Genomic DNA, 18,805 nt, shown 5'->3' with positions numbered 1-18,805 from the left:
GTCCCCCTCGTCGTGAGGACACCATGTACAAGATCTTCTTCAACCTCGTCTTCCGGCGCATGGACCCGGAAGCGGCGCACTACCTGGCCTTCCGCTGGATCCGCCTCGCCGCCCGCGTCCCCGTGCTGCGCACCTTCGTCGCCGCCGCCCTCGCGCCCCGCCACAAGGAGCTGCGCACCGAGGCGTTCGGGCTGCGCATGCACGGCCCGTTCGGGCTGGCCGCGGGCTTCGACAAGAACGCCGTGGCCATCGACGGCATGTCGATGCTCGGCTTCGACCACGTCGAGATCGGCACCGTCACCGGGGAGGCCCAGCCCGGCAACCCGAAGAAGCGGCTGTTCCGCCTGGTGCCGGACCGGGCGCTGATCAACCGGATGGGCTTCAACAACGAGGGCTCGCTGGCCGTCGCGGCCCGCCTCGCCTCCCGCGAGCCGGTCTTCAAGACGGTCGTGGGCGTCAACATCGGAAAGACCAAGGTCGTCCCGGAGGAGGACGCCGTCGGCGACTACGTGAAGTCGACCGAGCGGCTCGCGCCGTACGCCGACTACCTGGTCGTGAACGTCTCCTCCCCGAACACGCCCGGGCTGCGCAACCTGCAGGCCACCGAGGCCCTGCGGCCGCTGCTGAGCGCCGTCCGCGAGGCCGCCGACCGCACCGTGACCACGCGCCGGGTGCCGCTCCTCGTCAAGATCGCGCCGGACCTCGCCGACGAGGACGTCGACGCCGTCGCCGACCTCGCCGTCGAACTCGGCCTGGACGGGATCATCGCCACCAACACCACCATCGCGCGCGAGGGCGTCGGTCTGACCTCCGACCCCGCGCTGGTGAAGGAGACGGGCGGGCTCTCCGGCGCCCCGCTCAAGGCGCGCTCCCTGGAGGTGCTGCGCCGCCTCTACGCGCGCGTGGGCGACCGCATCACCCTGGTGGGCGTCGGCGGCGTCGAGAACGCCGAGGACGCCTGGCAGCGCATCCTCGCCGGCGCCACGCTCGTGCAGGGCTACAGCGCGTTCGTCTACGAGGGGCCCTTCTGGGGCCGAGCCATCCACAAGGGCCTCGCCGCGCGCCTGCGCACGAGCCCGTACGCCACCCTCGCCGACGCGGTCGGCGCCGACGTGAGGAAGTCCGCATGAGCGTTCTCGAACCCTTCGGCACCCGTCTGCGCCGCGCCATGGACGCCCGCGGCCCGCTGTGCGTCGGCATCGACCCGCACGCGTCCCTGCTCACCGAGTGGGGCCTGAACGACGACGTGGCCGGCCTGGAGCGGTTCAGCCGCACGGTGGTCGAGGCGGTGGCCGACCGGGTCGCCGTCCTCAAGCCCCAGAGCGCCTTCTTCGAGCGCTTCGGCTCGCGCGGGGTCGCCGTCCTGGAGAAGACGGTCCAGGAGGCGCGCGCGGCCGGGGCGCTGGTCGTGACGGACGCCAAGCGCGGCGACATCGGCTCCACCATGGCCGGGTACGCCGAGGCGTTCCTGCACAAGGACTCCCCGCTGTTCTCGGACGCCCTGACCGTCTCGCCCTACCTGGGCTACGGATCGCTCAGCCCGGCCGTCGCGCTGGCCCGGGAGAGCGGCACGGGCCTGTTCGTGCTGGCCCTGACCTCCAACCCGGAGGGCGGCGAGGTCCAGCACGCGGTGCGCCCGGACGGCCGGAACGTCGGCGCGACGATCCTGGGCCATCTGGCGGCCGAGAACGAGGGTGAGGAGCCGCTGGGCTCCTTCGGTGCCGTCGTGGGCGCCACGCTGGGCGACCTGTCCTCGTACGACCTGGCGATCAACGGACCGCTCCTGGCGCCCGGGGTCGGCGCCCAGGGGGCCACCCCGGCGGACCTTCCGAAGGTCTTCGGGGCCGCCGTGCGCAACGTCGTGCCGAACGTCAGCCGGGGCGTGCTCCGCCACGGACCCGACCTCGCCGCGCTGCGCGCTTCCGCGGACCGTTTCGCGGAGGAGATCCGGACGGCGCTGGCCGGCGTGTGAGCTGTACCACGTGAAGGGCCCCCGGGACGGCCGCATGAGGCGTTCATGACGGCCGTCTTCGGCGTTCCAGAAGGTCGCGGGAGTCTTCCAACAGGTGTTCGGGAGCCCGCTTGAGTCTGAATACATCCTCAAATCCGGGGCATTATGTCCTAAATGTCCGGCCTGACGGAGGCTGACCAGGACTTTTCCGCTGTTCTCGCTGACTCTGGCGGACTTGACCGCTAGTCTCCGACGAGAGTCAAAGGGCAAGCGTGTTGCTCGTGGCTCCCCAGGTGTGGGGCGACTAGGTTCCTCACCGGTCCGTATCCGACAGTTCGACATCCGAGGTGACGTAGGCGTGGCTCTTCCGCCCCTTACCCCTGAACAGCGCGCAGCCGCGCTCGAAAAGGCCGCCGCGGCTCGCCGGGAGCGGGCCGAGGTCAAGAATCGACTCAAGCACTCCGGCGCCTCCCTGCACGAGGTCATCAAGCAGGGCCAGGAGAACGACGTCATCGGCAAGATGAAGGTCTCCGCGCTGCTCGAGTCCCTGCCGGGCGTGGGCAAGGTCCGCGCCAAGCAGATCATGGAACGACTCGGCATCTCCGAGAGCCGCCGGGTTCGCGGCCTCGGCTCCAACCAGATCGCTTCCCTGGAGCGTGAGTTCGGCAGCACCGGTTCCTGAGTCCGGGACCTTGGGACCGGGAGTCCCGGGCACACCGGGATTGCTGGAATAATCGCTGCATGGCTGCAACATTCCGGGGGACGACCCCCGAGCCCCCGGACGCACGTCCGCGGCTGACCGTGCTCTCCGGCCCCTCCGGGGTCGGCAAGAGCACGGTCGTCGCCCATATGCGCAAGGAACACCCCGAGGTCTGGCTCTCGGTGTCGGCGACGACCCGCAGGCCCCGCCCCGGCGAGAAGCACGGCGTCCAGTACTTCTTCGTCACCGACGAGGAGATGGACAAGCTGATCGCCAACGGCGAGCTGCTGGAGTGGGCCGAGTTCGCCGGCAACCGCTACGGCACGCCGCGCGCGGCCGTCCTGGAGCGGCTGGAGGCGGGGGAGCCCGTCCTGCTGGAGATCGACCTCCAGGGCGCCCGGCAGGTGCGCGAGTCGATGACCGACGCCCAGCTGGTGTTCCTGGCCCCTCCCTCATGGGAGGAGCTCGTGCGCCGGCTCACCGGACGGGGCACCGAACCGCCCGAGGTGATCGAGCGTCGCCTCGACGCGGCGAAGGTCGAACTGGCCGCCGAGCCGGAGTTCGACGTGACCTTGGTCAACACCTCCGTCGAGGACGTGGCTCGCGAGCTGCTAGCCTTGATGGATGTTCTGTGATCGCACGTGATGTGATCACGACCGATCTTTTCCCATCCATCGGAAGGTAGAGCGTGTCCTCTTCCATCTCCGCGCCCGAGGGCATCATCAACCCGCCGATCGACGAGCTCCTCGAGGCCACCGACTCGAAGTACAGCCTCGTGATCTACGCGGCCAAGCGGGCCCGCCAGATCAACGCGTACTACTCGCAGCTCGGCGAGGGCCTCCTCGAGTACGTCGGTCCGCTCGTCGACACCCACGTGCACGAGAAGCCGCTCTCGATCGCCCTGCGTGAGATCAACGCGGGTCTGCTGACGTCCGAGGCCGTCGAAGGCCCCGCGCAGTAGGACTCTCATATCGCGGTTGACTTATCCACAGGCCCGGCAGCGCGACTGTCGGGCCTGTGGTGTGTAGTGGGACCTGCACGTTGCCGAGCCGGGGAGAGACGGTGGACAAGCCCAAGGTCGTTCTGGGGGTCAGCGGTGGCATCGCCGCGTACAAGGCCTGTGAGCTGCTGCGCAGGCTGACGGAGTCGGGTCACGACGTCCGCGTGGTGCCGACGGCCTCCGCGCTGCACTTCGTCGGCGCCGCCACCTGGTCCGCGCTCTCCGGTCACCCCGTCTCCACCGAGGTCTGGGACGACGTCCACGAGGTCCCGCACGTCCGCATCGGCCAGCACGCGGACCTGGTCGTCGTGGCCCCCGCCACCGCGGACATGCTCGCCAAGGCCGCCCACGGACTCGCCGACGACCTGCTCACCAACACCCTCCTGACCGCCCGCTGCCCGGTCGTCTTCGCCCCCGCCATGCACACCGAGATGTGGGAGCACCCGGCCACCCAGGAGAACGTGGCGACGCTGCGCCGCCGCGGCGCCGTCGTCATCGAGCCCGCCGTCGGCCGCCTCACCGGCGTCGACACCGGCAAGGGCCGGCTGCCCGACCCCGCCGAGATCTTCGAGGTCTGCCGGCGCGTCCTCGCCCGGGGCGTCACCGCACCCGACCTCGTCGGCCGGCACGTCGTCGTCAGCGCGGGCGGCACCCGCGAACCCCTCGACCCGGTCCGCTTCCTCGGCAACCGCTCCTCCGGCAAGCAGGGCTACGCCCTCGCCCGCACCGCCGCCGCGCGCGGCGCCCGCGTCACGCTGGTCGCCGCCAACACCGGCATGGCGGACCCGGCCGGCGTCGACGTCGTCCAGGTCGGCACGGCCGTGCAGCTGCGCGAGGCGGTGCTCAAGGCCGCCGCGGACGCCGACGCGGTCGTCATGGCCGCGGCCGTCGCGGACTTCCGCCCCGCGGCCTACGCCGCCGGGAAGATCAAGAAGAGGGACGGCCAGGACCCCGAGCCGGTCGTGCTGGTGCGGAATCCGGACATCCTCGCGGAGATCTCCTCCGAACGGCCCCGTGAGGGGCAGGTGATCGTGGGCTTCGCCGCCGAGACCGACGACGTCCTGGCCAACGGCCGTTCCAAGCTGCGGCGCAAGGGCTGCGACCTCCTCGTGGTGAACGAGGTGGGCGAGCGCAAGACGTTCGGCTCCGAGGAGAACGAGGCGGTGGTGCTGGGCGCGGACGGCACCGAGACGCCGGTGCCGCACGGGCCGAAGGAACATCTGGCCGAAATCGTCTGGGACCTGGTGGCGGAGCGGCTCCACTGAAGGTTTCATTCGCTTCTCGGACCTCTCAAACCTCTGCCACAGGGGTGTGGCGACCCTGGCCAAGCCCGCAGGGGATTGGGCAGAATGCCCGTGCCGCTGGTCACAGCCCTCCCGAGAGGCGAGACGGGGAGGCCAGTGGCCGAGACCGACCGATAAACTGTTCTCGGACGGTGCCGGGCGCAGCCCCCGAGCCCGTCCGCCCATGATCAGCCAGCAGCCGCTGCAACCCCAGGGAGCGTTGTGTCCCGTCGCCTGTTCACCTCGGAGTCCGTGACCGAGGGTCACCCCGACAAGATCGCTGACCAGATCAGCGACACCATTCTCGACGCGCTCCTGCGGGAGGACCCGACCTCCCGGGTCGCCGTCGAGACGCTGATCACCACCGGCCTGGTGCACGTGGCCGGAGAGGTCACCACCAAGACCTACGCGGACATCGCGACCCTCGTCCGCAACAAGATCCTCGAGATCGGCTACGACTCCTCCAAGAAGGGCTTCGACGGCGCTTCCTGCGGTGTCTCGGTCTCGATCGGCGCCCAGTCGCCGGACATCGCGCAGGGCGTGGACACGGCGTACGAGTCCCGGGTCGAGGGCGACGAGGACGAACTCGACAAGCAGGGCGCCGGCGACCAGGGCCTGATGTTCGGCTACGCCACGGACGAGACGCCGACCCTCATGCCGCTGCCGATCTTCCTGGCGCACCGCCTGTCCAAGCGCCTGTCCGAGGTCCGCAAGAACGGCACCATCCCCTACCTGCGCCCCGACGGCAAGACGCAGGTCACCATCGAGTACGACGGCGACAAGGCCGTCCGCCTCGACACGGTCGTCGTCTCCTCGCAGCACGCGTCCGACATCGACCTCGACTCGCTCCTCGCACCCGACATCCGCGAGTTCGTCGTCGAGGCGGAGCTCAAGGCGCTCCTGGACGAGGGCATCAAGCTCGACACCGAGAACTACCGCCTCCTGGTCAACCCGACCGGCCGCTTCGAGATCGGCGGCCCGATGGGCGACGCGGGCCTGACCGGCCGCAAGATCATCATCGACACGTACGGCGGCATGGCCCGCCACGGCGGCGGCGCGTTCTCGGGCAAGGACCCGTCCAAGGTGGACCGCTCGGCCGCCTACGCGATGCGCTGGGTCGCCAAGAACGTCGTCGCGGCGGGCCTCGCCTCCCGCTGCGAGGTCCAGGTCGCCTACGCGATCGGCAAGGCCGAGCCCGTCGGCCTGTTCGTCGAGACCTTCGGCACCGCCACCATCGACCACGAGAAGATCGAGAAGGCGATCGACGAGGTCTTCGACCTGCGTCCGGCCGCCATCATCCGCGACCTCGACCTGCTCCGCCCGATCTACGCCCAGACGGCGGCCTACGGCCACTTCGGCCGCGAGCTGCCCGAGTTCACCTGGGAGCGGACGGACCGGGTGGAGGCGCTGCAGAAGGCCGTCGGCCTGTAACCCTCCCCGTCGTCGCAGGGCCCGGTTCCCCTCGGGGGGCCGGGCCCTCTTCGTCGTTCCCGGGGATCGCCACGGCGCCGTCTGTCAGTGGCATTTGGTAAGAATGCAAGCGTGAGCAGCGAGAACGGATCGGGGGGCGGTGGCGGCGAGGGTGCGCCGCCGGAGCAGCTTGCGCTCATCAGGGAGAGTGTGCGGAAGGCCAGGGAGCCGCGGGCCAAGCCGCGGACCTGGCGGGGCGCCGCGCTGGCCGGGCAGTTGCCGGTCGCCCGGGTGCTCGTCGACAAGGGGGTGCTGCACCTCGACCGGTACTTCGACTACGCGGTGCCGGAGGAACTCGACGCCGACGCCCAGCCCGGCGTCCGGGTGCGGGTGCGGTTCGGGGCCGGGCGGCACCGCGTGCGGGACGGGCGCCGCGAGGGCGGCGGGCTGATCGACGGCTTCCTGATCGAGCGGCGCGCCGAGTCCGACTACTCGGGGCCGCTGGCCGCGCTCGCCCAGGTCGTCTCGCCCGAGCCGGTGCTGAGCGAGGAACTGCTGGGGCTCGCCCGAGCCGTCGCCGACCGGTACGCGGGCAGCCTCGCCGACGTGCTGCAGCTCGCCGTGCCGCCGCGCAGCGCCCGCGCCGAGCAGCGGCCCTCGCCCGAGCCCCTGCCGCCGCCCGGAGCGCCGGAGACGGGGTCCTGGGCGCGGTACGAGCGGGGGGCCGCGTTCCTGGAGTCGCTGGCGTCCGGCGGAGCCCCCCGTGCCGTGTGGAACGCGCTGCCCGGGCCGGCGTGGAGCGAGGAGATCGCGCGGGCCGTGGTGGCGACGCTGGCCTCCGGACGCGGGGCCCTCGTCGTCCTGCCGGACGGGCGGGCCGTCGCGCGCGTGGACGCCGCGCTGACCGCTCTGCTGGGGGAGGGGCGGCACGCGGTGCTCACCGCCGACGCCGGGCCCGAGAAGCGGTACCGGGAGTGGCTGGCGGTGCGGCGCGGGTCCGTACGGGCCGTCGTCGGAACCAGGGCCGCCATGTTCGCTCCCGTGCGGGACCTCGGGCTCGTGGCCATCTGGGACGACGGCGACGACAGCCACAGCGAACTGCACGCCCCTCAGCCGCATGCGCGCGAGGTGCTGCTGTTGCGGGCCGCGCTGGACAAGTGCGGCTTCCTGCTGGGCGGGTGGAGCTGCACCGTGGAGGCGGCCCAGCTCGTCGAGAGCGGCTGGGCGCGGCCGCTCGTAGCAGCGCGGGAGCAGGTGCGGGCTTTCGCGCCGCTCGTGCGGACGGTGGGGGACACCGATCTAGCGCGCGACGAGGCCGCCCGGGCCGCCCGGCTGCCGACCCTCGCCTGGCAGGCCGTCCGCGAGGGGCTGCGCCACGGGCCGGTGCTCGTACAGGTGCCCCGGCGGGGATACGTGCCGCGGATGGCGTGCGCCAACTGCCGTGCGCCCGCCCGGTGCCGGCACTGTTCCGGGCCGCTGGAGGGGCAGGAGTCGGGGGCGGCGCTGCGGTGCGGCTGGTGCGGGCGTGAGGAGAGCGGCTGGCACTGCCCGGAGTGCGGCGGATTCCGGCTGCGGGCGCAGGTCGTGGGTGCGCGCCGGACCGCTGAGGAACTCGGGCGGGCCTTCCCGGCCGTGCCGGTGCGGACCTCGGGGCGTGAGCAGGTGCTGGACACCGTGCCGGAGGCGCCCGCGCTGATCGTCAGCACCCCGGGGGCCGAGCCCGTCGCCGAGGGCGGTTATGCGGCCGCGCTGCTGCTGGACGGCTGGGCGATGCTCGGGCGGCCCGATCTGCGGGCCGGCGAGGACGCGCTGCGGCGGTGGATCGCGGCCGCCGCGCTGGTCCGGCCGCAGGGCGCCGGGGGCACCGTGGTCGTCGTGGCGGAACCGACGCTGCGGCCCGTGCAGGCGCTGGTGCGCTGGAACCCCGTCGGACACGCGGTGCGCGAACTCGGCGAGCGGGCCGAGCTGAGCTTTCCGCCCGTGTCACGGATGGCGGCGGTGTCGGGGACGTCGGAGGCGGTCGCCGAGTTCCTGCGCATGGCCGAACTGCCGTCGGAGGCCCAGGTGCTGGGGCCCGTTCCTCTGCCGGTCACGTCGGTGGGCCGGCCGCGGCGGGTGGGGGCGCCGCCTCCCGGTGAGCACTGGGAGCGGGCGCTGGTGCGTGTGCCGCCCGGCAGCGGAGCCGCGCTCGCCTCGGCGTTGAAGGCCGCACAGGCGGCGCGGACGGCCCGGGGCGCCGGGGCCGGCGAAGCGGCGGCGGTCCGGGTGCGCATCGATCCACCGGACATCGGCTGAGTCTCCTCGACTCTCGCCTCGGGCGCCGCCGTTGCCGCGGTTCGCGCGGCTGTGACGGTTGCGGCGGCGCCGGCCGGGCCCGTACCGGAGGCCGCGGGGCGGCCCGGCGTGCGGGTGCGCCGCGGCACGAGGCGGGCCTTCTGCCCACACAGAGGGCGCGGCACCAGGCGGGCCCTCTGCCCACACAGAGGCCACCCGCCTTCTGCCCACACAGAGGCCACCCGGAGGAAGCGCTGCCCCGGCGGCCGAGCCGGCACGTCCCTGCCCGCGTCCCGGGCAAGCGTCTGCCCTCCCGGAGCCGGATGTGGGCCGGGAGGGCAGGAGGAAAAGGTGGTTCAGCCGTTGCGTGGGCCGGGGAAGGCCGTCGGCCGGGCCTCCTCGCGGAGGGCGGGGCTGCCCGCCGTCGGCTGGGTGGGCATGGCGCGGGCCGCGGGAACCGTCGGCACCGTGGGGAGGCCCGTGTTCACGCCGACCGTCCTGCTCGCCGACGGCTCGGCCGTGCGCTCGGCCTCGGCGGCGGCCTGGGCCGCGGCACGACGGGCGCCGTAACGGCGGTGCACCGCCTGCTTGGTGACGCCGAGTGCGGAACCCACCGCGTCCCACGAGAAGCCGAGGGAGCGGTCGAAGTCGACCGCCGCCGTCACCAGGGTCTCGACGCTGTCCCGCAGTTCCTGGGCGAGCCGGACGGTCGGGGCGGGGGCCCGTCCGTAGACGACGAAGCCCGTGGAGGGGCCGGAGCGGCGCGGGCGGTAGACGTTGCCCAACTGGGCGGTGAGCGTGCGCAGTGCGTCCACCTGCCGGCGGACCCGCTCGATGTCCCGCACCAGCAAGTGCAGGCTGGCCCGAGCCTGGGCGTCGTGGGTTGCATGGTCGGCCATGAACAAGCCTCTCGAACCGGCGTTGAAAAGGATCGGGCCGCGCTGAAGCGGCCCTTTGTGGTCAACTCTTTCTTGACCAACGCGGCAACGCTCCGCGGGTCACGCAGTGGGGGCGTGTGGGCATATGCGCGCGCCCCGGCCGCAGGCGGCGCGCCTCGGCCGACGGCCGCGGGCCGGCCCTTCCGCCGCCCGCACCAGCCGTTTCCCGTCGGCCCCGAGGTCATAGACTGGGTCGCTGCCCGCACCCCGCTCCCCGAGAGGTCCGAACCCACCCATGAAGCTCGTCTTCGCCGGGACCCCCGAGGTCGCCGTTCCCGCCCTGGACGCTCTGATCTCCTCCGGGCGGCACGAGGTCGCCGCCGTCGTCACGCGGCCCGACGCGCCGGCGGGACGAGGGCGGCGGCTGGTCGCGTCGCCCGTGGCCCAGCGGGCGGAGGAGGCCGGCATCGAGGTGCTGAAGCCGCTCAAGCCGCGCGACCCGGAGTTCCTGGAGCGGCTGCGGGAGATCGCGCCCGACTGCTGTCCCGTCGTGGCCTACGGCGCCCTGCTGCCGCGCGTGGCCCTCGACGTCCCCGCCCACGGCTGGGTCAACCTGCACTTCTCACTGCTGCCCGCCTGGCGGGGCGCGGCGCCCGTGCAGCACTCCCTGATGGCCGGGGACGAGATCACGGGAGCCTCGACCTTCCTGATCGAGGAGGGACTGGACTCCGGGCCCGTCTACGGCACCGTCACGGAGGAGATCCGGCCCACCGACACCAGCGGCGACCTGCTCACCCGGCTCGCCTTCGCCGGCGCCGGCCTGCTCGCCGCGACCATGGACGGCATCGAGGACGGCACGCTGAAGGCCGTACCGCAGCCGGCCGACGGCATTACCCTGGCCCCGAAGATCACCGTCGAGGACGCCCAGGTGGACTGGCGGGCACCCGCGTTGCGGGTCGACCGGGTCGTGCGCGGCTGCACGCCCGCGCCCGGCGCCTGGACCGTCTTCCGGGGCGAGCGGCTCAAGCTCATCCAGGTCGCGCCCGTGCCGGAGCGGACCGACCTCGCGCCCGCCGAGCCGGCCGTCGGCAAGAACAGCGTGCACGTCGGCACCGGCTCGTACGCCGTGGAGCTGCTGTGGGTGCAGGCCCAGGGCAAGAAGCCGATGCGGGCCGCCGACTGGGCCCGTGGGGTGCGCATCGCGGACGGCGAGAGCCTCGGCTAGCAACCGGCCGGCCCGGGCGACGTACGCTGGGGACGTATTTCCCTGATCTCACCTCCGGAGCACCTTTTTCGTGAGCGACACCCCCCGTGGGCCCCGCAAGCCCGGCAAGCCCTACCGGCGGCCCAAGAAGGACCCCGTCCGCATCCTCGCCTTCGAGGCGCTGAGGGCCGTGGACGAGCGGGACGCCTACGCCAACCTCGTCCTGCCGCCGCTGCTGCGCAAGGCGCGGGAGAAGGAGGGGCCCGAGCGGTTCGACGGGCGGGACGCGGCGCTGGCGACCGAGCTGGTCTACGGGACGCTGCGGTGGCAGGGGACGTACGACGCGGTCATCGCGGCCTGTGTCGACCGGCCGCTGCGCGAGGTCGACCCGCCGGTGCTCGATGTGCTCAGCCTCGGCGTGCACCAGCTGCTGGGCACCCGGATCCCGACGCACGCCGCCGTCTCCGCCTCCGTGGAGCTCGCGCGCGTCGTGCTCGGCGACGGGCGGGCCAAGTTCGTCAACGCCGTGCTGCGCAAGGTCGCCCAGCACGATCTCGCCGGGTGGATCGAGCAGGTCGCGCCGTCCTACGACGAGGACCCCGAGGACCATCTCGCCGTCGTGCACTCGCATCCGCGCTGGGTGGTCTCCGCGCTGTGGGACTCGCTCGGCGGCGGACGCGCCGGCATCGAGGCGCTGCTGGCGGCCGACAACGAGCGGCCCGAGGTGACCCTCGTCGCGCGTCCCGGCCGCTGCACGACCGAGGAGCTGCTCGACGAGGAGGCCGCGGTGCCGGGGCGCTGGTCGCCGTACGCCGTGCGGCTGGCCGAGGGCGGCGAGCCCGGGGCGATCGGGGCCGTGCGGGAGGGGCGGGCCGGCGTGCAGGACGAGGGCAGCCAGCTCGTCGCGCTCGCACTGGCCAACGCGCCGCTGGACGGGCCCGACGAGCGGTGGCTCGACGGGTGCGCGGGACCGGGCGGGAAGGCCGCGCTGCTGGCGGCCGTGGCCGCCGCCCGCGGGGCCGTGCTGCTCGCCTCCGAGAAGCAGCCGCACCGGGCCGGCCTGGTCGCCAAGGCACTCAGCGGCAACCCCGGGCCGTATCAGGTCATCGCGGCCGACGGCACCCGCCCGCCGTGGCGGCCCGGCTCCTTCGACCGGGTGCTGATGGACGTGCCCTGCACCGGGCTCGGCGCTCTGCGGCGGCGACCCGAGGCGCGCTGGCGGCGCCGCCCCGAGGACCTGGAGGGTTTCGCGCCCCTGCAGCGGGCCCTGCTGCACTCCGCCCTGGACGCCGTGCGCGTCGGCGGCGTGGTCGGCTACGCCACCTGCTCGCCGCATCTCGCCGAGACCCGTGCCGTCGTCGACGACGTGCTCAAGCAGCGCACCGAGACCGAACTCCTCGACGTCCGGCCGCTGCTGCCGGGCGTACCGGACCTGGGCGGGGGCCCCGACGTACAGCTGTGGCCGCATCTGCACGGGACCGACGCCATGTATCTGGCGCTCATTCGGAGGACTGGCTGACCCTGGGCCCGACCGCCTCGGCGGGACGGGTCTCCCCGTCGGCGCGGGACAGGTGGTGCGGCCACCACACCTTCTTGCCCACGTCCAGGAAGAGCGACGTCACCAGCACCGACCGCACGATGAACGTGTCCAGCAGCACGCCCAGCGCCACCGCGAAGCCGATCTCGGCGAAGCCCACCATGGGCAGCGTGGCCAGCGCGGCGAAGGTGCCCGCGAGGACCAGGCCGGCCGAGGTGATGACCGCGCCGGTGGCGGCGAGACCCGTGACCACGCCGGGGCGGGTCCCCTGGCGCACGGCCTCCTCGCGGATGCGGGTGGTCAGGAAGATGTTGTAGTCGATGCCGAGAGCCACCAGGAAGACGAAGACGAAGAGCGGGAAGGCCACGTCCTCGCCCGCGTAGCCGAATATGTGCCGGAACACCAGGGCGCTCAGCCCCAGCGCGGTGGCCAGCGACAGACAGACGGTCGCGACCAGCAGCAGCGGGCCCACCAGCGCGCGCAGCAGGAGGGCGAGCACCAGCAGGACGACGGCCAGGACCAGCGGGATCACCAGGTAGTTGTCGTGGACCTGGGCGTTCTCCATGTCCAGCAGCGCCGCCGTGCCACCGCCCACCAGGGCGTGGGCGCCCGGCACGGCGTGCGCCGCGTCGCGCACCCGCTGCACGGTCGCCTTGGCCGCGTCGCTGTCGGAGGGCGCCCGCATGGTCGCCTCCAGCAGCACCTGGCCGTTGTGCTCGGGCGCCGCGCCGGGCGGTATGCCGATGCTCTGCGGGACGACACCGCGGTCCGCGGCGACGGCGCGGCCCACCTGCTCGGCCCGCGCCCGGTCGGCGACGATGACGAGCGGATCGCCGGTGCCCGCCGGGAAGTAGCGTGCGGAGACCTTCTGTCCGGTGATGGAGTCCGGGGTGTTGGTGAAGGCGTCCGCGTTGGCGATCCCGTCCGCCCGCAACTGGAACAGGCCCAGCGACAGCGCGACCAGCACCGCGGTCGTGATGCCCCAGATCATCCGCGGGCGCACGGCGATACTGCGGCCCATGCGGGCCCAGATTCCCCGCTCGGTGGGATCGGCCGAGCCGTGGTGCGGGATCGCGGGCCAGAAGATCCACCGGCCGAAGACCAGCAGCAGGGCCGGGAAGAGGGTGAGCATGGCCAGCAGCGCGACCACGACGCCGATGGCGGCCACCGGCCCCAGGCCGCGGGTGGAGTTCATCTCGGCGACCAGGAGCACCAGCATGCTCAGCACGACGGTGGCGCCGGAGGCGAGGACCGCGGGGCCGGCCCGGTTCATGGCGAGCTCCATCGCCTCGTGGCGGTCCGTGTGCCGCCGCAGCTCCTCCCGGTAGCGGGCGACGAGCAGCAGCGCGTAGTCGGTGCCCGCGCCGAAGACGAGGACCGTCAGGATGCCCGCGCTCTGCCCGTTGACCGTCAGACCGGCGTGTTTGGCGAGCACGTAGATCAGCGCCTGTGCCGTGAACAGGGCGGCCACCACCCCGATCAGCGGCACGAACAGCAGCGTCGGACTGCGGTAGGTGAACAGCAGGATCACCACGACGATGGCCATCGCCGAGAACAGCAGCGTGGAGTCGATGCCCTCGAAGGCCTTGGAGAAGTCCGCGGACGTGCCGCCCGGCCCGGTGATGTGCACCGCCAGTCCGCCGCCGCCCCTGCCCACCTGTTCGCGGATGGAGTCGACCGCGGGCGCGATGCGCTGCCAGCCCTGCGCGTCCATGGTGATGGGCACGTAGATCTGCGCGGCGCGCGGCGCGGTCGCACGGTCGTAGACCGGGCCGCGGGTCTCGGCGCCGCGAACGCCGTGGGCACTCAGCGTCCTGATCTGCCGGACGTCCTGCGCGATCTGCTGCCGGTCGCGGACCGTCAGGCCGTCCGCGCGGACGTAGACGACCACCGCCGGGATCTGCTCGGGCCTGAAGTGCTCGGAGGCGTTCAGGGCCCGGGTGGACTCGGCGGAACCGGGCAGCCAGGACTGGGCGTCGTTGTCCTGGGCGCTGTTGAGCTTCGAACCGAACGGGGCCGCGATCACCAGGACCACCAGCCACAGGATCACGATCAGCCACTTCGAGCGCCGGCCGCACACGAACCGGACGGCGTTCCGCTTCCAGACGTACAGCTGCCGCATGGCTACCCCCGTGGATGTACGTGGTGCCGTACGGCGGCCCAGCATGGCACGCGGCGGCCGCGGACGGCATCCGATGAACGGCTCAGGTCCGGACCGGCGCGAACAAACGTGCCCGGACATGGCAGGCTTGGGTCATGGCCGTGCAGATCAACCCCAGCATCCTGTCCGCAGACTTCGCCCGCCTCGCGGACGAGGCGAAGGCGGTCAAGGGAGCCGACTGGCTCCACGTCGACGTCATGGACAACCATTTCGTCCCGAACCTCACGCTCGGTGTGCCGGTCGTAGAGTCCCTGGCCCGTGCGACGGACACCCCGCTGGACTGCCATCTGATGATCGAGGCCCCCGATCGGTGGGCGCCCCAGTACGTGGAAGCGGGGGCCGGTTCCGTCACCTTCCACGTCGAGGCGGCCACCGCCCCGGTGCGGCTGGCCCGGGAGATCCGGGCCAAGGGCGCCCGAGCCTCCATGGCGCTGCGGCCCGCGACGCCCATCGAGCCGTACGAGGATCTGCTGCCGGAGCTCGACATGCTGCTGATCATGACGGTCGAGCCGGGCTTCGGCGGGCAGGCGTTCCTGGACATCATGCTTCCGAAGATTCGGCGCACCCGCGAGTTGATCAGCAAGCACGGGCTGGAGCTGTGGCTCCAGGTCGACGGCGGGGTCTCGGCCGCCACCATCGAGCGCTGCGCGGAGGCCGGCGCGGACGTCTTCGTCGCGGGTTCCGCGGTGTACGGGGCCGACGACCCCGCCGAGGCGGTACGTGCCCTGCGCAACCAGGCGGAGTCGGTGACCGCTGAGGCGTCCTGGGCGTGCGACCACTGAGCCACAGGTCGGTGAACAGCTGTGAACGGCGCCCATCGGGGCGGATCAACTACGCCGGATCTGCAAGGATGAACGGCGAATCCAGAGTGTGAACAGCAGTGAGGAGAACGCCGTGTCGGGTATGACGGCGGGCGGCCGGTCAGCAGTGCGGATGGGACCCGCCGAGCTGGTGCAGGCGGCGGCCATGGCCCGCCGCTTCTACCTCGAGGGCAAGTCCAAGATCCAGATCGCGGAGGAGTTCGGCGTCAGCCGCTTCAAGGTGGCCCGGGTCCTGGAGACCGCCCTCGAACGGGATCTCGTACGCATCGAGATCCGAGTCCCGGCCGAGCTGGACGCGGAGCGCTCGGACGCGCTGCGCGCCCGCTACGGCCTCAGGCACGCCGTCGTGGTGGAGTCGCCGGCCGAGGCCGAGGACACCCCCGACCCCGAGAACCTCGGTGAGGTGGCCGCCGACCTGCTCGGCGAGCTCGTCAACGAGGGCGATGTGCTCGGGCTCGCCTGGGGCCGCTCCACCATCCACATGGCCGCCGCCCTGGACCGGCTGCCACCGTGCACCGTGGTGCAGCTGACGGGCGTGTACGACGCCGGTACCGCCGAGCGCGGCTCCGTCGAGGCCGTGCGCCGCGCCGCCCAGGTCTCCGGCGGCGACGCCCACCCCATCTACGCGCCGATGCTGCTGCCGGACGCGGCCACCGCGGCGGCGCTGCGCCACCAGACCGGCATCGCGCGGGCCTTCGAGTACTTCGACAAGGTCACCGTCGCCTGCGTCTCCATCGGCTCCTGGGAGCCCGGCATCTCGACGGTGCACGACATGCTCAGCGACGAGGAGCGCGCGCACTACGCCTCCCTCGGTGTCGCCGCCGAGATGTCCGCGCACCTGTTCAACGCCGAGGGACGCCGCGTCGGACGGGACCTCGGCGAGCGGTGCATCACGGTCAAGGCCGACCAGCTGCGCCGTATCCCGGAGGTCGTCGCCATAGCGGGCGGCGCGCGCAAGGCGGCGGCGATCGACGCGGTGCTGCGCTCCGGGCTGGTGACCAGCCTGGTGACGGACACCTCGGCCGCGGACGTGCTGATGACGGCGGGGCCGACGCCGCGGCCGGCCCTCAACAGGGCGGACCCCGACGGGCCCTGACGGAAGGTCATGAGGGGACGGCCGTGGCAGCATCGGGCGCATGGTGCTCCGGTTCGTCCCCCGTGTGCTGCTCTGCCTGCTCCTCGCGCTGCTGACGGCGTGCTCGCCGGGCGACGCGACGATCCCGCGTTCCCCTTCCGGCACGGCGACCGTCCAGGCGTCCCGGCTCCCCGCCGAGGCCCGGCACACGCTCGCCCTCATCGACGAGGGTGGCCCCTTCCCGTATGCCAAGGACGGCGCCGTCTTCGGCAACTTCGAGGGGCTGCTGCCCCGGCGGCGGCGCGGCTACTACCACGAGTACACGGTCCCCACGCCGGGCTCGCACGACCGCGGAGCCCGGCGCATCGTCACCGGGCAGGGCGGCGAGATCTACTACACCGATGATCACTACCAGTCGTTCGAGGTGGTACGGAGATGACGGAGCACGTGGTCACGCTGGACCTGGACGGGGTCCGGGACAAGGCCGGGCTGATGGACCGGTGCACGCGGGACCTGATGCTGCCGGACTGGTTCGGCCGCAACTGGGACGCGCTGGCCGACGTCCTGTCGGACCCGGGCGTGTGGCCCGAGGAGGCCGCCGGCAAGGGTCTGCTGGTCGTCGTGCGCAACTGGCGGCCCTACGCCGAGGCGCGGCCGGAGGAGTGGGAAACCGCCGTGGACGTCTTCACGCACGCCTCCGGCGCCACCGTGGCCCTGGCTCTTGGAGCATCCTCCTAACACCCCCCTGACCTGCCTGGACGATTCGCCCGGGCATCGCATTCCGGCCGCCATGGGACAATGAAGTACGTGCTCTTCCCCCTGGCTGACCTGTCCGGGGGCCACCTCTGATCGACTGGGATGTGCAGCACGTGCGTTTCCTCAACGACATCCAGCCCCCGTACGACCTGACGTACGACGACGTCTTCATGGTCCCGAGCCGCAGCGCGATCGGCTCGCGGCAGGGCGTGGACCTCCGCTCCCCGGACGGCACGGGCACCACGATCCCGCTGGTCGTCGCCAACATGACCGCCATCGCCGGCCGCCGCATGGCCGAGACGATGGCCCGGCGCGGCGGACTGGTGGTCATCCCGCAGGACATCCCGATCGAGGTCGTCACCGACGTCGTCTCCTGGGTCAAGAGCCGCCACCTCGTCCTCGACACCCCGATCGTCCTCACCCCGCACCAGACCGTCGCCGACGCGCTGTCCCTGCTGCCGAAGCGGGCGCACAACGCCGGCGTCGTCGTCGACGCGGAGGGCCGGCCCGTCGGCGTCGTCACCGACCGGGACCTCTCCGGCGTCGACCGCTTCACCCAGCTCGAGGTCGTCATGTCGAGGGATCTGCTGCTCATCGACGCCGACATCGACCCGCGCGAGGCCTTCAACCGCCTCGACGGCGCCAACCGGCGCTACGCCCCCGCGGTCGACGCCGAGGGCCGCCTGGCCGGCATCCTCACCCGCAAGGGCGCCCTGCGCGCCACGCTCTACACGCCGGCCGTCGACGCGAACGGCAGGCTGCGCATCGCCGCCGCCGTCGGCATCAACGGCGATGTCGCGGGCAAGGCCAAGCAGCTCCTCGACGCGGGCGTCGACACCCTCGTCATCGACACCGCGCACGGCCACCAGGAGTCGATGATCAGCGCGATCCGCACGGTCCGCGCGCTCGACCCGGGCGTGCCGATCGTGGCCGGGAACATCGTCGCCGCCGAGGGCGTCAGGGACCTCGTCGAGGCCGGCGCCGACATCATCAAGGTCGGCGTCGGACCGGGCGCCATGTGCACCACCCGCATGATGACCGGCGTCGGCCGGCCGCAGTTCTCCGCCGTGCTGGAGTGCGCGGCCGAGGCCCGCAAGTTCGGCAAGCACGTGTGGGCCGACGGCGGTGTCCGGCACCCCCGGGACGTCGCCATGGCCCTCGCGGCCGGCGCCTCCAACGTGATGATCGGCTCCTGGTTCGCGGGCACCTACGAGTCGCCGGGCGACCTCCAGCAGGACTCCTCCGGCCGGCTCTACAAGGAGTCCTTCGGCATGGCGTCGGCCCGTGCCGTGGCCAACCGCACCTCCGAGGAGTCGGCCTACGACCGCGCCCGCAAGGCGCTGTTCGAGGAGGGCATCTCGACCTCCCGCATGTTCCTCGACCCGGCCCGTCCGGGCGTCGAGGACCTGATCGACTCGATCATCGCGGGCGTCCGCTCCTCCTGCACCTACGCCGGCGCGGGCTCCCTGGAGGAGTTCACCGAGAAGGCCGTCGTCGGCATCCAGAGCGCCGCCGGCTACGCCGAGGGCCAGCCGCTGCACGCCAGCTGGAACTAGACGCCCCGCTGGGGGTGCTCGGGACGTGGGGTCGCTGCGGGCCGGTCCTGGCCGGTCGCGCAGTTCCCCGCGCCCCTGGGGCGTCGTCCTCCGCGGCCCTGACACGTTCCGACGGCACCGGTGCAACGAACCCCCATCCCCCCTCCGATGAACGCAACGATCTTGCGTGGATGCGCAAGGTTGCTGCATTTCGCCTGCG

At 72.6% G+C, this 18,805-nt stretch carries 17 protein-coding genes; 15 read left to right on the top strand and 2 right to left on the bottom strand.

The window, feature by feature from the left end; all coding sequences use genetic code 11:
* Nucleotides 1–23 precede the first annotated feature (23 nt).
* From M8J74_RS09105 to M8J74_RS09070, 8 genes are all read left to right on the top strand, one after another.
* Nucleotides 24–1,130, top strand: coding sequence for a quinone-dependent dihydroorotate dehydrogenase (locus M8J74_RS09105; RefSeq protein WP_249835898.1), 1,107 nt, complete (start codon nucleotides 24–26; stop codon nucleotides 1,128–1,130).
* Nucleotides 1,127–1,972 (top strand): orotidine-5'-phosphate decarboxylase, encoded by an 846-nt coding sequence (gene pyrF, locus M8J74_RS09100; protein WP_249835897.1) that lies wholly within the window; start codon nucleotides 1,127–1,129, stop codon nucleotides 1,970–1,972. The genes M8J74_RS09105 and pyrF overlap by 4 nt, the downstream gene beginning before the upstream one ends.
* A 337-nt stretch (nucleotides 1,973–2,309) precedes the next feature.
* Entirely contained in the window at nucleotides 2,310–2,633 is a 324-nt protein-coding gene (locus tag M8J74_RS09095; protein WP_003977346.1) for an integration host factor, read from the top strand.
* Between the two features lie 59 nt (nucleotides 2,634–2,692).
* The gene (gene gmk / locus M8J74_RS09090) at nucleotides 2,693–3,286 is read left to right on the top strand and encodes a guanylate kinase (protein WP_249835896.1); all 594 of its coding nucleotides are present in this window, start codon (nucleotides 2,693–2,695) and stop codon (nucleotides 3,284–3,286) included.
* 53 nt (nucleotides 3,287–3,339) lie between these two features.
* Complete coding sequence (gene rpoZ / locus M8J74_RS09085) at nucleotides 3,340–3,612, top strand: DNA-directed RNA polymerase subunit omega (RefSeq protein WP_003988945.1); 273 nt, start codon at nucleotides 3,340–3,342, stop codon at nucleotides 3,610–3,612.
* 101 nt (nucleotides 3,613–3,713) lie between these two features.
* Nucleotides 3,714–4,916, top strand: a complete 1,203-nt coding sequence (gene coaBC / locus M8J74_RS09080) for a bifunctional phosphopantothenoylcysteine decarboxylase/phosphopantothenate--cysteine ligase CoaBC (protein WP_249835895.1) — start codon at nucleotides 3,714–3,716, stop codon at nucleotides 4,914–4,916.
* Between the two features lie 240 nt (nucleotides 4,917–5,156).
* Nucleotides 5,157–6,365 (top strand): methionine adenosyltransferase, encoded by a 1,209-nt coding sequence (metK, locus tag M8J74_RS09075; RefSeq protein WP_249835894.1) that lies wholly within the window; start codon nucleotides 5,157–5,159, stop codon nucleotides 6,363–6,365.
* Between the two features lie 111 nt (nucleotides 6,366–6,476).
* Nucleotides 6,477–8,639: a primosomal protein N' gene (locus tag M8J74_RS09070; RefSeq protein ID WP_249835893.1), complete on the top strand. Its 2,163-nt coding sequence runs from the start codon at nucleotides 6,477–6,479 to the stop codon at nucleotides 8,637–8,639.
* 335 nt (nucleotides 8,640–8,974) lie between these two features.
* On the opposite strand, the gene M8J74_RS09065 is transcribed toward M8J74_RS09070, so the two are convergent.
* Nucleotides 8,975–9,517, bottom strand: a complete 543-nt coding sequence (locus M8J74_RS09065) for a hypothetical protein (RefSeq protein WP_249835892.1) — start codon at nucleotides 9,515–9,517, stop codon at nucleotides 8,975–8,977.
* 274 nt (nucleotides 9,518–9,791) lie between these two features.
* Here M8J74_RS09065 and fmt point away from each other — a divergent pair, with 274 nt between their 5' ends.
* Both fmt and M8J74_RS09055 read left to right on the top strand, forming a co-directional pair.
* The gene (fmt, locus tag M8J74_RS09060; RefSeq protein ID WP_249835891.1) at nucleotides 9,792–10,721 is read left to right on the top strand and encodes a methionyl-tRNA formyltransferase; all 930 of its coding nucleotides are present in this window, start codon (nucleotides 9,792–9,794) and stop codon (nucleotides 10,719–10,721) included.
* A gap of 70 nt (nucleotides 10,722–10,791) precedes the next feature.
* Entirely contained in the window at nucleotides 10,792–12,219 is a 1,428-nt protein-coding gene (locus M8J74_RS09055; protein WP_249835890.1) for an RsmB/NOP family class I SAM-dependent RNA methyltransferase, read from the top strand.
* On the opposite strand, the gene M8J74_RS09050 is transcribed toward M8J74_RS09055, so the two are convergent.
* A complete protein-coding gene (locus M8J74_RS09050; RefSeq protein ID WP_249835889.1) occupies nucleotides 12,200–14,359 on the bottom strand; it encodes an MMPL family transporter in 2,160 nt (719 codons plus the stop codon). The genes M8J74_RS09055 and M8J74_RS09050 overlap by 20 nt on opposite strands.
* 134 nt (nucleotides 14,360–14,493) lie before the next feature.
* On the opposite strand from M8J74_RS09050, the gene rpe reads away from it, so the two are divergent.
* From rpe to M8J74_RS09025, 5 genes are all read left to right on the top strand, one after another.
* Entirely contained in the window at nucleotides 14,494–15,180 is a 687-nt protein-coding gene (gene rpe, locus M8J74_RS09045) for a ribulose-phosphate 3-epimerase (RefSeq protein WP_058926527.1), read from the top strand.
* A gap of 88 nt (nucleotides 15,181–15,268) precedes the next feature.
* A complete protein-coding gene (locus M8J74_RS09040) occupies nucleotides 15,269–16,315 on the top strand; it encodes a sugar-binding transcriptional regulator (RefSeq protein ID WP_058926528.1) in 1,047 nt (348 codons plus the stop codon).
* 40 nt (nucleotides 16,316–16,355) lie between these two features.
* Nucleotides 16,356–16,733, top strand: coding sequence for a guanyl-specific ribonuclease (locus tag M8J74_RS09035; RefSeq protein ID WP_249835888.1), 378 nt, complete (start codon nucleotides 16,356–16,358; stop codon nucleotides 16,731–16,733).
* The gene (locus tag M8J74_RS09030) at nucleotides 16,730–17,032 is read left to right on the top strand and encodes a barstar family protein (protein ID WP_249835887.1); all 303 of its coding nucleotides are present in this window, start codon (nucleotides 16,730–16,732) and stop codon (nucleotides 17,030–17,032) included. Before M8J74_RS09035 ends, M8J74_RS09030 begins: the two co-directional genes overlap by 4 nt.
* 131 nt (nucleotides 17,033–17,163) lie before the next feature.
* On the top strand, nucleotides 17,164–18,606 hold the full coding sequence (locus tag M8J74_RS09025; RefSeq protein WP_249835956.1) for a GuaB1 family IMP dehydrogenase-related protein: 1,443 nt from the start codon (nucleotides 17,164–17,166) through the stop codon (nucleotides 18,604–18,606).
* The last annotated feature ends 199 nt before the right edge of the window (nucleotides 18,607–18,805 follow it).

Origin of the sequence: Streptomyces panaciradicis (assembly GCF_023516615.1) — a bacterium.
Taxonomy (GTDB): domain Bacteria; phylum Actinomycetota; class Actinomycetes; order Streptomycetales; family Streptomycetaceae; genus Streptomyces; species Streptomyces panaciradicis.
This window is presented reverse-complemented; position numbering and strand designations above follow the sequence as displayed.